General features: G+C 71.0%; 13 protein-coding genes. 5 read left to right on the top strand and 8 right to left on the bottom strand.

Translation table 11 applies throughout. The features are described from left to right. Positions 1–3: 3 nt before the first annotated feature. Positions 4–2037 (top strand): diguanylate cyclase domain-containing protein, encoded by a 2034-nt coding sequence (locus FHS29_RS21990; RefSeq protein ID WP_184693245.1) that lies wholly within the window; start codon positions 4–6, stop codon positions 2035–2037. Here FHS29_RS21990 and FHS29_RS21985 read toward each other — a convergent pair. The 5 genes from FHS29_RS21985 to FHS29_RS21965 form a co-directional block, all read right to left on the bottom strand. Next, a complete protein-coding gene (locus FHS29_RS21985; protein WP_184693243.1) occupies positions 2034–3392 on the bottom strand; it encodes an NAD(P)(+) transhydrogenase (Re/Si-specific) subunit beta in 1359 nt (452 codons plus the stop codon). The two genes, FHS29_RS21990 and FHS29_RS21985, sit on opposite strands and share 4 nt — an antisense overlap. Further along, positions 3389–3664 carry an NAD(P) transhydrogenase subunit alpha part 2 gene (locus FHS29_RS21980; protein WP_184693241.1) on the bottom strand — a complete coding sequence of 92 codons (276 nt, stop codon included), beginning with the start codon at positions 3662–3664 and terminating at the stop codon, positions 3389–3391. Before FHS29_RS21980 ends, FHS29_RS21985 begins: the two co-directional genes overlap by 4 nt. Then, the gene (locus FHS29_RS21975; protein WP_184693239.1) at positions 3661–4770 is read right to left on the bottom strand and encodes an NAD(P) transhydrogenase subunit alpha; all 1110 of its coding nucleotides are present in this window, start codon (positions 4768–4770) and stop codon (positions 3661–3663) included. Before FHS29_RS21975 ends, FHS29_RS21980 begins: the two co-directional genes overlap by 4 nt. 739 nt (positions 4771–5509) lie before the next feature. After that, the gene (locus FHS29_RS21970; RefSeq protein WP_184693236.1) at positions 5510–6661 is read right to left on the bottom strand and encodes a nitric oxide synthase oxygenase; all 1152 of its coding nucleotides are present in this window, start codon (positions 6659–6661) and stop codon (positions 5510–5512) included. Between the two features lie 201 nt (positions 6662–6862). Next, on the bottom strand, positions 6863–7966 hold the full coding sequence (locus FHS29_RS21965; RefSeq protein ID WP_184693235.1) for an FAD-dependent monooxygenase: 1104 nt from the start codon (positions 7964–7966) through the stop codon (positions 6863–6865). Positions 7967–8029: 63 nt separating this feature from the next. Between FHS29_RS21965 and FHS29_RS21960 the strand changes: the two genes are divergently transcribed. Together FHS29_RS21960 and FHS29_RS21955 are read left to right on the top strand one after the other, a co-directional pair. Beyond that, positions 8030–8614, top strand: coding sequence for a TetR/AcrR family transcriptional regulator (locus tag FHS29_RS21960; RefSeq protein WP_184693233.1), 585 nt, complete (start codon positions 8030–8032; stop codon positions 8612–8614). A gap of 135 nt (positions 8615–8749) precedes the next feature. Continuing rightward, entirely contained in the window at positions 8750–9901 is a 1152-nt protein-coding gene (locus FHS29_RS21955; protein ID WP_184693231.1) for a macrolide family glycosyltransferase, read from the top strand. A gap of 46 nt (positions 9902–9947) precedes the next feature. Here FHS29_RS21955 and FHS29_RS21950 read toward each other — a convergent pair whose 3' ends face one another. From FHS29_RS21950 to FHS29_RS21940, 3 genes are read right to left on the bottom strand one after another with little or no spacing between them, the layout of a single operon-like run. After that, positions 9948–10187, bottom strand: coding sequence for a helix-turn-helix transcriptional regulator (locus tag FHS29_RS21950; protein ID WP_184693229.1), 240 nt, complete (start codon positions 10185–10187; stop codon positions 9948–9950). Then, complete coding sequence (locus tag FHS29_RS21945) at positions 10184–11038, bottom strand: ABC transporter permease (RefSeq protein WP_184693227.1); 855 nt, start codon at positions 11036–11038, stop codon at positions 10184–10186. Before FHS29_RS21945 ends, FHS29_RS21950 begins: the two co-directional genes overlap by 4 nt. Further along, a complete protein-coding gene (locus FHS29_RS21940) occupies positions 11035–11907 on the bottom strand; it encodes an ABC transporter ATP-binding protein (protein WP_221456469.1) in 873 nt (290 codons plus the stop codon). The genes FHS29_RS21945 and FHS29_RS21940 overlap by 4 nt, the downstream gene beginning before the upstream one ends. A 183-nt stretch (positions 11908–12090) precedes the next feature. Between FHS29_RS21940 and FHS29_RS21935 the strand changes: the two genes are divergently transcribed. Beyond that, entirely contained in the window at positions 12091–13290 is a 1200-nt protein-coding gene (locus FHS29_RS21935; protein ID WP_184693223.1) for a cytochrome P450, read from the top strand. Beyond that, positions 13287–13478 (top strand): ferredoxin, encoded by a 192-nt coding sequence (locus FHS29_RS21930; RefSeq protein ID WP_184693222.1) that lies wholly within the window; start codon positions 13287–13289, stop codon positions 13476–13478. The genes FHS29_RS21935 and FHS29_RS21930 overlap by 4 nt, the downstream gene beginning before the upstream one ends. Positions 13479–13584: the final 106 nt, after the last annotated feature.

Here is a 13584-nt window from a genome sequence, read left to right as displayed (position 1 = left end):
CACGTGGCGTCGCCTGTTAGACCCCGGCGTCGGGAACTCGCGCGGGACTGGATGCGGGCCGTGTACCCGACGGCCTACGTCGCGCTGTCCCCGGCCGAGATCGAGCGTTTCCTGCTGGAGCTGGTCGACGTGCTGGCCGACGCCGTGCAGGCCGAGCCGTTCACCGCGGAGCCGGTGGCGGTGGTCGGCGAGCGGTTGGTGCGGGCCCACTTCACCGGCCCGGAGACCCTCCGGCGCACGGTCGACGTGCTGGGCCGGGCGCTGCTGTTCACGCCCGAGCTGCGGGACGTGCCGGAGCTGGCGGAGAAGGTCGTCACGATCCTGGGCGCGGTCAGCGCGAGCTACGCCTCGGCGATGCGGCTGGACGCGTTCGACCGGCAGGAGGAGGTCAAGTGGGCGCTGATGGCGGCGAAGCAGCGGGTGGAGCGCGTGCTGCGGGTCAGTGAGGCGCGGTTCCGGGAGGTGTTCGGCACCTCGGGTTTCGGCATCGCGATCACGGACCTGAGCGGCGTGTGCGTGGAGGTGAACGAGGCGCTGGGCGAGATGCTCGGCATCCCGCACGGCGAGCTCACCGGGCGGCGGCTGATCGAGCTGTTCCACCCGTCGGACGCGGAGGTGCTGTCCGCCGCGTACCGGGCGGCCGGCGTGGGCCGGGTGGACCGGTTCCGCGAGCAGCGCAGGCTGGTGCGCGGCGACGGCGAGCCGGTGTGGGTGCGCCTGGCGGTGTCGCTGCTGCGGGACGCGGACGGCAGGCCCGCCTACCACGTGACGATGGCCGAGGACGTCACCGAACTGCACCTGTTGCAGAAGAACCTGGACTTCCAGCTGCTGCACGACTCGCTGACCGGCCTGTCCAACCGGCAGCACTTCGTCACCCGGCTGGAGGCCATGCACGGCAGGTCGCGCACCGGGATCACCCTGTACCACCTGGACCTCGACGCGTTCTCGGTGGTGAACAACGGCCTGGGGCACGTGGTCGGCGACCAGTTGCTGCGCGAGGTCGCACGGCGGTTGGAAGGCGTCGTGGCTCAGGAGAAGGCGCTGGTGGCGCGGATCGGCGGTGACGAGTTCGCGATCGTCGTGGACGGTTCGCCGACCACGCCGAAGGTGCCGGACATGGTGGAGCGGATCAACGACGCGCTGGCCGAGCCTCTGGAGTGCGGCGCGGCGCTGTCGGCGAGCATCGGCGTGGTGGACCGGCCGCCGGCCGACTGGGACGTCGACGAACTGCTGCGCGCGGCGAACGCGACCCTGCACCGGGCCAAGGCGAACGGGAAGCGGCAGTGGCTGCCCTACGACCGGTACGAGGACACCCGGTCCCGGACCCGGCTGGCGCGTGCGGCGCGGATGCCCGGAGCGCTGGCCGGGGGCGAGCTGGAGGTGGAGTACCTGCCCGTGCTGGAACTGGTGTCCGGCAAGGGGTTGGGCCAGGTGGCGCGGCTGCGGTGGGATGAGTCGGGGCACGACGAGTGCGTGGAGCTGGCCGAGGCCAACGGGTTGTCGCTCGCGCTGGGCCAGTGGGCGCTGCGCGAGGCGGCCGAGGCGGCGGCCGGCTGGTCCGCCGGGACGCTGCACGTGGAGCTGTCGCCCATGCAGTCCCGCGACGAGGACCTGGTGGGGACGGTGAAGCGCATCCTGGACGAGACCGGCTTACCCGGCACCGGCCTGCGGATCTTCCTGGACACCCGGTCGATGCTCGCGGACGGCGGTGACAACGCGCAGGTGCTGCGGGACAACGGGATCGCCGTCGGCCTGGCCAGGTTCAACGGCGGACAGGCGGAGCTGTCCCTGCTCGGCGAGCTGTCGGTGGACGCGATGGTGCTCGCGCCGTCCGTGGTGCGAAGACTCGCCGAACAGCGGGAGTCGTTGCCGCACAAGGCGATCGGCCAGATGGTGGCGGCCATCCGGGAGGCCGGGGTGGCGGTCTTCGTGCCGGACGTGCCCACCGCCGAACTGGCCGACTGGTGGCGCAACGTGGGCGTGGACGGCGCGTTCGGCGGGTTCACCGGGCCCGCCGTCCCCGGCTACGAGCTCTAGACCTGCTTCACCGCGGCCAGCAGCTTGGTCAGCGAGTCCTTGGCGTCACCGAACAGCAGCGTCGTCTTCGGGTTGTAGAGCAGGCTGTTGTCCACGCCCGCGAAGCCGGGGCGCATCGAGCGCTTCATGAACACCACGGCCTTCGCCCGGTCCACGTCGAAGATCGGCATCCCGTAGATCGGGCTGGACGGTTCGTCCCGCGCGCCGGGGTTCACCACGTCGTTCGCCCCGACCACCAGCACCACGTCCACGCTGCCGATGCCGGGGTTGACGTCGTCCAGCTCCTTGAGGTTCTCGTAGGGCACGTCGGCTTCGGCCAGCAGCACGTTCATGTGGCCGGGCATCCGGCCCGCCACCGGGTGGATGCCGTAGTCGACGCTGATCCCGCGCGACTCCAGCAGCTGCGCCAGTTCCCGCGCCGCGTGCTGCGCCTGCGCCACGGCCAGCCCGTAGCCGGGCACCACCAGCACGGAGTGCGCGTAGCCCAGCAGGATGGCGACGTCCTCCACCGTGCCGGAGCGGACCGTGCGCTGCTCGTCGGTGACCGCGCTCGGCGGCGTGGCCTTGAACGCGCCGAACAGGATGTTGGTCAGCGGACGGCCCATCGCCTGCGCCATCAGCCGGGTCAGGATGGTGCCGGACGCGCCGACCAGGGTGCCCGCGACGATCAGCAGCGTGTTGCCCAGCACGTAGCCGGACGCGGCGACCGCGAGCCCGGTGAACGCGTTGAGCAGGGAGATCGCGATCGGCACGTCGGCGCCGCCCACCGGCAGCACGAACAGCACGCCCAGCGCCAGCCCGGCCAGCGCCAGCAGCACCAGCAGCAGGTTGGAGTCGCTGACCAGCACGAAGATCGCGAGCAGCGCGCTCACCACCGCCACCCCGATGCCGAGGAGTTGGCCGGCGGGCAGCAGGACCGGGCGGGTGGTCATGACCTCCTGGAGCTTCAGGAACGTCACCACGCTGCCGGAGAAGCTGACCGAGCCGATCAGCACGGTCAGCACGGTCGCGACGGCGAACAGCACGCCGGCGTCGTGGCCCTCCAGGAACTCGGTCAACGCCACCAGCGCCGCCGCCGCGCCGCCGACCCCGTTGAACAGGGCCACCATCTGCGGCACGGCGGTCATCTTGACCTGCCGCGCCGCCGGGATGCCGGCCGCCGTGCCGGCCACCACGGCGACCAGGATCAGCAGCCCGTTGCGCTCGATCGTGGTGTACGAGGTGACCACGGCCAGCGCCATGCCGGCCGCGCCGACCAGGTTGCCCAGCCGGGCGTACCTGGGGGTGCTCAGGCCCTTCAGCGCCAGGATGAAGCACAGCGCGGCGGCCAGGTAGGCGAGCTGGACCCACGTCATCGCTTGTGCCCCTTGAACATCTCCAGCATCCGGTCGGTCACCACGAAGCCGCCCACCACGTTCACCGTGGCCAGGAAGACCGCGAGCAGGCCGAGGACGAGCGTGAGGGTGTCGTCGGCCTGGCCGGTGATCAGGATCGCGCCGACCAGGATCACCCCGTGGATGGCGTTCGCGCCGGACATCAGCGGGGTGTGCAGGATGGTCGAGACTTTGGAGACCACCTCGAAGCCCACGAACACGGCCAGCACGAAGATCGTCAGCAGCTCGATCACAGCAGCTCCCTGGTGGGCGCGTGCCGGACTTCACCGGCGTGGGTGAGGCAGGCCCCGCCGAGCACCTCGTCGGTCAGGTCCGGCTCGACCCGGCCGTCCTCGGTCATCAGGTGCAGCAGGTTGGCCACGTTCTTCGCGTACAGGCGGCTGGCGTGCACCGGCATGCTGCTCGGCAGGTTCTTCACGCCGTGCACCAGGACTTCACCGACCCACACGTCCTCACCCGGCGCGGAACCCACGACGTTGCCGCCCGACTCGGCGGCCAGGTCGACCACCACGGAACCGGGTGCCATCGCCTTGAGCATGTCCGTGGTGACCAGCACCGGTGCCCGGCGACCCGGCACGGCGGCGGTGGAGATCACGATGTCGCTGGCCGCGACCCGTTCGGCGATCAGCTCCCGTTGGCGTTCCAGGAAGGTCTCCGACTGCTCGGCGGCGTAGACGCCGTCCTGGGTCTCCAGGTTCAGCTCCAGGAACTTCGCGCCGAGGCTGCGCACCTCTTCGGCGGCGGCCTTGCGCACGTCGTAGGCCTCCACCACGGCGCCGAGCCGGCGGGCGGTGGCGATCGCCTGGAGCCCGGCCACGCCCGCGCCGAGGACGAGCACCTTGGCCGGCGGCACGGTGCCGGCGGCCGTGGTGAACATCGGCAGGAAGCGCGGCAGGTGCTGGGCCGCCACCAGGACGGCCCGGTACCCGGAGACCAGGGCCTGCGAGGACAGCGCGTCCGCGCCCTGCGCCCTGGTCACCCGGGGCAGCAGGTCCAGGCTGAACGCGGTGACCTTGCGCTCCGCCAGGATTCGGACGAGGTCGAGTTCGTTGGCCGGTTGCAGGAAGCTGACCGTGATGTCGCCCTCCCGCAGCCGCCCGGCCTGTTCCAGGTCCAGCGGCTGCACGGAGATCACGACGTCGGCACGGCCGGCGGGGTGGTCGGGAACGATCTCGGCGCCCGCCGAGCGGTAGGCGGCGTCCGAGGCGTGGGCGTGCGCGCCCGCTCCCGACTGCACGTCGACCGCGAGACCAGCGCCGATCAGCGAGGCCACCGTTTCCGGTAGACCTGCCACGCGGCGCTCGGCGGGCCGCGACTCCGCGGGGATGCCCACTCTCACGAGAAGTCACGGTAGTCGATCAAAGGTGATCCACACCACACCACGCCGTTGACATTGACCGTACGGACGTACTGCGTCACCCGGACGACATCACCGCCACACCCGACACCACTGCCATACCCTCGCCCGACCCACGCGCCCCGCCCCTCAGCCCACGCCGCGGCGCCCCTCGGCCCACGCGACGACGCCCTTGGCGCACACCTGTGTCTTCGTGTTCTCCCCGTATGGCCTGCGCGCAGCGAACCGCGCTTGTCCTTGGGGCGCAAGCACGCTTTTCGCTTGCGCCCCAAGGACAAGGGTGGTTGTCTTTGACCAGGTCATGCGGGGAGAACACTAGTTTTTGCTCTTCCTCCCCGGAGGTCTGCCCAGCGGCGAGCGTCGCTTGTGGGCGTGGTGCGATCGGGATCTTGCTCGGTGGCCGGTCCGGGCCCGGAAGATCGAACCAGTCGCCGACCGATCACGCTAAAAGAGGAAAGAGTCCTCGCCGGACGGGCAGACCCCCAAGGAGTGGGGAAGTGCCTCGTGTTCTCCCCGTACGGCCTGCCGGAGGCAACCACCCTTGTTCGGGGAGGTCAAGCGGTGAAGCGTGCTTGACCTCCCCGAACAAGCGCGGTCGGGCTTCGCCCAGGCCGTACGGGGAGAACACGAAGCACACGTGTGCGCAGAAGCGCAGCCAGAGCGCTGGAGCGCCGGAGTCGCTGCCGCGTGGAGCGGGGGAAGCAAGAGCGGGAGCGTTGCCCTAGTGGATGACGGGGCAGACACCCCTGGTGTCGACGGGGAAGAAGTTGGGCACCAGCTCCTCCTTGTCGTAGTAGCGGTGGAACACGCCGGTGATCCCGCTGGACATGGGCGGCACGATCCAGGTCCAGTCGGCCGGGCACGACCGTCCTGCCGCTTCTTCCTTCCGGATGTGGGTGAGGAACCGCTCGGACTCCGTGTGGTGGTCGGTGATGGTGACGCCGGCTTCCTCGAACGAGTGCAGCACCGCTCGGTTCAGCTCCACCAGCACCCGGTCCCGCCAGAGGGTCTGCACCTTGGAGGTGTCCAGGCCCATCCGCTTGCCCAGGTACGGCAGCAGGTCGTAGCGGTCGGTGTCGGCGAAGTTCCGGGCCCCGATCTCGGTGCCCATGTACCACCCGTTGAACGGGGCGGCCGGGTAGTCCACGCCGCCGATCCGCAGCCGCATGTTGCTGATCGCGGGCACCGCGTGCCACCGCAGGCCCAGGCGCGCGAGCCACGGGTACTCCGGGTGGCCGATGGCGACCTCCAGGACGGCGTCCCGGGGCAGCTCCACCACAGCGGGCTCGGTGTCCTCGCGCTCCACCACCAGCGGCAGCACGTCGAACGGTCCGCGGGTGGCCGGGGGACGCCACCCCAGCGCGATCGCGCGCTCGGTCAGCTCGGCGTTGCGGCGGTCGCCGAGCACACCGCCGTCCCGCCCTGGGTAGCCCGCGTAGCGGATCAGCTGCTCGTTGCGGATGCGCGGCCCCGGCCGGCCGGGCTCGTCGGGGGCGAACACGGTGATGACGGGGCGGACCTTGCCGCCGTTGGTGGCCAGCCTGAGGTGCTCGACGCACTCGTCGGCGATCTCTTTCGGGTCACGCAGGTCCCTCAGGTCGCGGACCTTGAGGCTGCGCCAGTACAGCCGCCCGATGCACCGCGCGCTGTTGCGCCACGCGACCCGCGCGCCGAACACCAGCTCGGCGGCCGTGTGGCGGTACGTGCCGGTCGCGGCGACCTCCGCGTGCACCTCCGCCAAGCGGTGCTCCACCGGACCTTCCTCGGGGTGCTCGCCGCGGTGCAGGCGGATGAAGTCGTCGGCCTCGGCGAGGTCGCACGTGGTGGTGCGCAGGGGGATGGCTTCAGTCGGGCACGAGGGGACGGGGGCCATGGCGGGACACCGTAGTTGCACTCCGGTGGGAGATGCACCGCCGTGCCGGGCACCGGGCAGCCGCAACAGGGAGCGATCGATGTCACACGGTGAGTGCTTGATCGGGCGAAAGGGTGAGGAATCCTGCGAAAACGAGTGATATTGGATTGTTACCCGGTCGACTCGCGGGAGTGATCCGTGATTTACATCACGGTCGATCATTCACCGATCGAGTGACAGGCTCGGCGGCTCCCACGCGGTGAACTTCGCCATGCCCTTGAGGCTCAGGCTCGTTGGAATCGCCCGCATCGCAGTGTCTCGAATGGCGACGGCGACCGGGTTGCGGAGTTTGTGCCCGAGGCGGCCGGCGAGGCGGGACGCCTTCGCGACCGCCTGCGTGCGCGGTCGGCGGGCACGGTCGTAGTCGGCCAACGCCTCCGCGACGGTGTTGCCGCGAGCGCAGGCGGCGGCCAGGACCACGCCGTCCTCGATCGCCATGCAGGCGCCTTGCCCCAGGTAGGGCGTCATCGCGTGGGCGGCATCGCCCAGCAGGGCCACGCGTCCCCGGACGTAGGTCGGCAGGGGTGCGCCCAGCTCGTGGATGTCGTGCCGGAGGACGGTGCCGGCGGGAGTGGCGTCCAGCAGGGCCGGGATCGGGTGGTGCCAGTCCCCCACGAGATCGCGGACCTCGCCCAGTTCGTCGGGGGAGCGGCCACCGGCCGGGGCGACCGTCGCCGCGTACCAGCACACCCGCCCGTCGCCCAGCGGCAGGACCCCGAACTCGGAGCCGGGCCCCAGGGTCTGACTGATCTCCAGGTCTTTCGGGAACCGGGGCCCGGTCACGCTGCGCCACGCCGTGGTCCCCGCGTACACCGGTTCGGGGTGGGCGGGGAACAGCGCGGCCCGGAGCCGGCTGCGGATGCCGTCCGCCGCCACCACGAGGTCGGCGTCCACGTCGTCGGGCGAGGTGACCTCGGTGGACGTGACCAGGCACCGCTCCGGCAACGCCGAGCGCAGGACGCGGTGCAGGTCGGCCCGGTGCACCGCGACGACGCGCCCCGCCTCGGACGCGTCGACCAGCGTCAAGGCCCGTCCCCGCGGGTCGCGGACGCCGCCGGGGACGTTCGGGGTGCCGATCGCCCGGACCTCGTCGGCCAAGCCCAGGGCGCCGAGGGCCCGCAACGCGTTCGGCATCACGCCGACGCCGGCGCCCACCTCGCCGAACTCGGCCGCCCGTTCCAGCACGGTCACCTCCCAGCCGACCTTGTGCAGCGCCACCGCCGCCGCGAGCCCGCCGAGTCCCCCACCGACCACCGTCGCGCGCATCCGACCCACCCCCTTCTACAGCTGTAGATATCTCGTACTCTACAGCTGTAGAAGGAGGTGGTCGTGAGCGACCGGGTGACCTTCATCGCCGACACGGCCATCCACGTGGTGGCGACCCGCGGCATGCGCGGTCTGACGCACCGGGCCGTAGACGCCGAGGCGGGTTTGCCGCAGGGCTCCACGTCGGCCTACTTCCGCACGCGCCGAGCGCTCATCGAGGGGGTGGTGAAGCGGCTGGCCGAACTGGACCTGGCCGAGGCCGCCCAGGCCCGGCCACCCGGTCCGCCGGACCCGGACTCGCTCGCGGAAGCGATCGGGCACGTGCTGGAGCTGTGGATGACGACCGCCCGGGAACGGACCCTCGCCCGGTACGCCTGCCTGCTCGAAGCCACCCGCCACCCCGAGCTGCGGGGCATTCTCGCCCACGGCGCACAGGCCCGCGTGCAGGCTCGCGAGCTGCTGGAACAGGCGGGTGTCGCCGATGCGGACCGGCGGGGGCGGGCGCTGGTCGCGTTCCTGGACGGCTTGCTGTTCGACCGCCTGGTGGGCGCGGGGGCCGCGTTCGCGCCCGAGCCGGGCACGCCGGAGTGCCGGGCGGAACTGGTCGACGCGGTGCGCACCGCGCTGCGGGCCGTGCTCGGAAAATGACTCGACGGACCCGCTAGTGTCGGTCACGTGTTCGCGTTCCAGGTCTTCTACCTCTGATTCCGGCTCAGCCGCCTGCCCCCGCGCACGACGCGTGACGGGGCGCCTGAGCCAACCCTGGAATCACTGGAGAACGCCTTGTCCCACATCGCTTTTCTGAACATCCCCGGCCACGGCCACATCAACCCGACGCTGCCGGTCGTGACGGAACTGGTCGCGCGCGGCCACCGGGTCACCTACGCGGTCCCGGCGGGCTTCACCGGGCCGGTCGAGCACGCGGGCGCGGTGCCGGTGGTCTACCCGACCACGCTGCCCGTCGCCGACCAGGAGTGGCCGACGGAGACGGCGCCGGCCATGAAGCTGTTCCTGGACGAGGCCGTCGCGCTGCTGCCGGTGCTGGAGGCCGCGTACGCGGACGACCGGCCGGACGTGGTCGTGTACGACATCGGGGCGTGGACGGCCCGCATCCTCGCCGCGCGCTGGGGCGTGCGGGCGATCCAGTTCTCCCCCACCTTCGTCGCGTACGAGGGCTGGGAGGAGGACATGGGCGCGATCAACGACACGCCGGAGATGAAGGCCGTCTACGCCGAGATCGGGGCGTGGCTGCGGTCCGAGGGCGTGACCGTCGACGCGCCGACGTTCGTCGGGCACCCGGACCGGGCCGTGGTCAGCATCCCGCGCTCGTTCCAGTACGGCGGCGACACCGTGGCCGACAAGTACACCTTCGTCGGGCCGTGCATCGGCGACCGCTCGTTCCAGGGGTCCTGGCACGCCCCGGCCGACGGCCGGCCGGTGCTGCTCGTCTCGCTGGGCTCGGCGTACACCAACGAACCCTCGTTCTACCGGGCGTGCCTGGAGGCGTTCGGCGACTCGGACTGGCACGTGGTGATGAACATCGGCAAGCACGTCGACCGGGCCGCGTTGGGCCCGATCCCGGCCAACTTCGAGGTCCACCGCTGGTTGCCGCAGCTGGAGATCCTGTCCCACGCCAAGGTGTTCATCACGCACTGCGGCATGGGCGGCACGATGGAAGGCCTGTACCACGGGGTGCCGATGGTCGGCGTGCCCACGCTGGGCGAGCAGGCCATGAACGCCATGCGCCTGGTCGAACTCGGTGTCGGCCGGTACCTGCCGCACAAGCAGGTCACGGCGGAAGCGCTGCGCGAGGCGGTGCGTGAACTGGCCGGCGACCGGGACGTCGCCGACCGGCTGGCGGCGATCCGCAGCGAGATCCGCGCCGCCGGTGGCACCGCGGCGGCGGCCGACGTGGTCGAAGAAGGGCTGAGGTGAGCGTGCGGGGCGGGGCACCGGTTGGCGCCCCGCCCCGCACGCGGTCTCAAGCGGATCGCTCCGCGCTGCCCAGCCGGGGGAACGGGTCGGTCGAGAACACGACCTCCACCGGGACTTCGAAGTACTGGGCGATGCGCAGTGCCAGGAAGAGGCTCGGGCTGTACTCGCCACGTTCCAGGTAACCGACGGTCTGGTAGTGGATGCCCAGTGCCTCGGACAGCTGCCGGCGCGAAACCCCGCGTTCCGCGCGCAGCATCGCGATCCGGTTGTAGACGGTCTCGCTCACCCCACGCCTCTCTGCAACGCGGCCTGCCGGCGCTGCTCCATGTCGCCGCCCGACTCGCGGCGGGCCATCCGTCGCAGGATGGTAGGCGCGACCAGGAAACCGACCACCGCCCACACCCCCAGCACGCCGAACATCTCCAGGGTGCGCCACGAGCCGCCGATCTCCGCGGCCGCCGCCGAGTCGGGCAGCAGCGCGGACCTGGTGCCCAGGCCGACCCAGTACACCGGGAACGCCTGGGCGATGACCTGGAGCCAGCCCGGGATCGCCGAGATCGGGTAGAAGATGCCGGAGATCGCCACGATGGGCATCATCGGCAGCATGGTGAAGCCCATCGCGCCCTGCGGGGACTTGACCACCGAGCCGATCACCGCGCCCCACGGCAGGGTGGCCAGCAGGCCCGCCACCAGTACCGGGACCAGGTAGGCGAAACCGCTCACGCCCGCCTGGGCCAGGCCCTGCACCAGGAAGAAGCCTGGGACGAAGACCACGACCAGGCTGAACGACGTGTCCAGGGACGTCTGGACGACCCGGCCCACCACGTAGCCCAGCATGCCGTTCGGCACCGCCTTGGCGCGCAGCAGGGTGCCGTCCTCGCGGTTGACCGCCAGCTGGCCCGCCGGGCCGACGAGACCGCCGAACGCGACCGACATGCCGATCATGCTGGGCAGGGTCAGCGCCGCCAGGGACAGCGTGGTGCCGTCCACCGTGGAGTCGCGCTGGAACCACAGCACGGTCAGGTAGGCCATCGTGATGACGACCGTGAACCACTGGTCCGAGCTGCCCAGGGTCTGGCGGAACTCGCGCCAGCCGCGTTCCAGGCCGAGCCGGAAGGCGTGCGTCGTGGCGTTCACAGTGCGGCCACCTCCTCCTCGTTCGCCTGACCGCTCTCGAACCGCTGCACGAGCGTCAGGTAGGTGTCCTCCAACGTGCTGCGGCGCACCTCCAGCTCCGAGATGCCCCGGCTGTGCTGGGCGAACAGGTCCCGCACGAAGCCGGTGGCGTCGTCGGTGGCGTGCACGTGCCGCTGGCCGGCCTGGGTCCAGCGCACCTCGGCCTGGCCCGCGACCTGCCTGCTGAGCTGGTCCGGGCTGCCGTCGGCGATGATCCGGCCGCCCGCGAGGACCAGGATGCGGTCGGCGAGCTTCTCCGCCTCGGCGAGGTCGTGCGTGGTGAGCAGGATGGTCATGCCCTCCAGGTCGGACAGCCGGTGCACGAGGTCGTGGAAGTCGCGGCGGGCGTGCGGGTCGAAGCCCGCCGTCGGCTCGTCCAGGAACAGCAGTTCGGGTTTGCCGACGATGCCGATGGCGACGTCCAGCCGGCGGCGCTGGCCGCCGGAGAGCTTGCCGATCTTCTTGTGCGCGTGCTCCTCCAGCCCGACGGTCCGGATCAGCGCGTCGGTGTCGAACGGGCGCACGCGGTCGGGCGTGCTGTAGGGCGCGTAGTAGCGGCCGAGGTGGTCCAGCAGTTCCCGCACCTTCCAGCGGGCGTGGTCGCGCCAGGACTGGAGCACCACGCCCAGCTTGGCCCGCCACAGCTCGTCGCCCTTGGCGGGGTCGACGCCGAGCACCCGCACCTGTCCGGCGGAGGGCATCCGGAAGCCCTCCAGGATCTCGATCGTGGTCGTCTTGCCCGCGCCGTTCGGTCCGAGCAGCGCGACGACCTCGCCGCGCTCGGCCGTGAAGTCCACTCCGTGCAGCACGTCCACGGTGCCGTACCGCATCCGCAGATCGCGCACGTCGATGACCAAGGACGCTCACCTCCCCCTGTCGAAGTCCTCGAGCATTTTGTAGCACACCTGCTACGAGCCGTACTAGGGAGCGTCTATACGAACTATTTACTTCACGTGTTCGTGAATCTTCTGTAGCTTGCGAACAAGGGTTTTGAACGCACTGGGAGGTGTGCGATGACCGAAACACTGCACCCCGAGCTGCCGTTAGAGCGCAGCTCGGCGCTGGACCCACCCGCGGAGCTGGGGATTCTCCGCGAGACGCAGCCGATCAGTAGGCTGCGCTACCCCGACGGGCACCTGGGGTGGCTCGTCGCGAACCACGCGCTCGCACGGGCGGTGCTCGCCGACAACCGGTTCAGCAACCGGTCCGAGCTGATGCACACGCCGGTGCGCGTCGGCGGCAAGGCGGTGCCGCCGCCACCGGCCGCCAAGCCGGGCATGTTCATCAACATGGACGGTCCGGCGCACTCGAAGTACCGCAAGCTGCTCACCGGACAGTTCACCGTACGGCGGATGAACCAGCTGGTGCCCCGGGTCGAGCAGATCGTGGCGGACCACCTGAAGGCGATGCGGGCGCAGGGCCCGGGGGTCGACCTGGTGTCGGCGTTCGCGCTGCCCGTGCCGTCGATGGTGATCTGCGAGCTGCTCGGCGTGCCGTACGAGGAGCGCGACTCGTTCCAGCGGGACTCGAAGACGGCGTTCAACCTGGAGAACGACTTCGACGAGGTCATGGCGGCGTTCGAGCGGATCGAGGCGTTCGTCGCCGAGCTGGTGCGGCGCAAGCACGGGGCACCGGGCGACGACATGCTCACCGGCCTGATCGAGTCCGGCGAGCTGACCGACGAAGAAGTCACCAACATGGGGCTCCTGCTGCTGATCGCCGGTCACGAGACGACGGCGAACATGCTCGGCATCGGTACGCTGACGCTGTTGGAGCACCCCGAGCAGCTGGCCGCGCTGCGGGCCGACCCGTCCTTGGTCGACAACGCGGTCGAGGAGCTGATGCGGTACCTGTCGATCATCCAGATCGGCCCGACCAGGATCGCGCTGGAGGACCTGGAGCTGGGCGGGGCGGAGATCAAGGCCGGTGACGCGGTGACCATCTCCGTCCCGGCCGCCAACCGCGACCCGAACCGGTTCGACCGCCCGGAGGAGTTCGACATCCACCGGCCGGCCACCGGGCACGTCGGGTTCGGCCACGGGGTGCACCAGTGCCTCGGGCAGCAGCTGGCGCGCATCGAGATGCGGGTGGCCTACCGGGCGCTGTTCCGGGAGTTCCCCGACCTGAGGCTCGCGGTGCCGGCGTCCGAGGTGCCGATGAGGGATCAGCACGCCATCTACGGCGTGCAGAGTCTGCCAGTGGAGTTCACATGAGGATCGAGGTCGATCCGGACCGGTGTGCCGGATCGGGGATGTGCGCGCTGACCGACCCCGCGGTGTTCGACCAGGACGAGGTGGACGGCACGGTCGTGCTGCTCGACCCGACCGCGGTCGGGCACGAGCGGGAGGCCCGGGAAGCGGCACACCTGTGCCCCGCCGGGGCGATCAAGGTGGTCGAGTAGTCGGCTGACGGTCGGTGGGGTCGCCTCCGGGCGGCTCCACCGGTCGAGCCGGGCCGGCGAACACGTCCCGGGTCCACACCTGTCGCGGGGCGCAGTGGAGCGGTCA

Source organism: Saccharothrix tamanrassetensis (assembly GCF_014203665.1).
In the GTDB taxonomy this organism is placed as follows: Bacteria; Actinomycetota; Actinomycetes; order Mycobacteriales; family Pseudonocardiaceae; genus Actinosynnema; species Actinosynnema tamanrassetense.
This window is presented reverse-complemented; position numbering and strand designations above follow the sequence as displayed.

What these genes read in the sequence shown, in the direction of transcription:
- FHS29_RS21985 (WP_184693243.1), bottom strand. Translation starts at nt 3,392, where the DNA reads ATGACGTGGGTCCAGCTCGCCTACCTGGCCGCCGCGCTGTGCTTCATC.
- FHS29_RS21970 (WP_184693236.1), bottom strand. Translation starts at nt 6,661, where the DNA reads ATGGCCCCCGTCCCCTCGTGCCCGACTGAAGCCATCCCCCTGCGCACC.
- FHS29_RS21965 (WP_184693235.1), bottom strand. Translation starts at nt 7,966, where the DNA reads ATGCGCGCGACGGTGGTCGGTGGGGGACTCGGCGGGCTCGCGGCGGCG.
- FHS29_RS21940 (WP_221456469.1), bottom strand. Translation starts at nt 11,907, where the DNA reads ATGCGGTACGGCACCGTGGACGTGCTGCACGGAGTGGACTTCACGGCC.
- FHS29_RS21935 (WP_184693223.1), top strand. Translation starts at nt 12,091, where the DNA reads ATGACCGAAACACTGCACCCCGAGCTGCCGTTAGAGCGCAGCTCGGCG.
- FHS29_RS21930 (WP_184693222.1), top strand. Translation starts at nt 13,287, where the DNA reads ATGAGGATCGAGGTCGATCCGGACCGGTGTGCCGGATCGGGGATGTGC.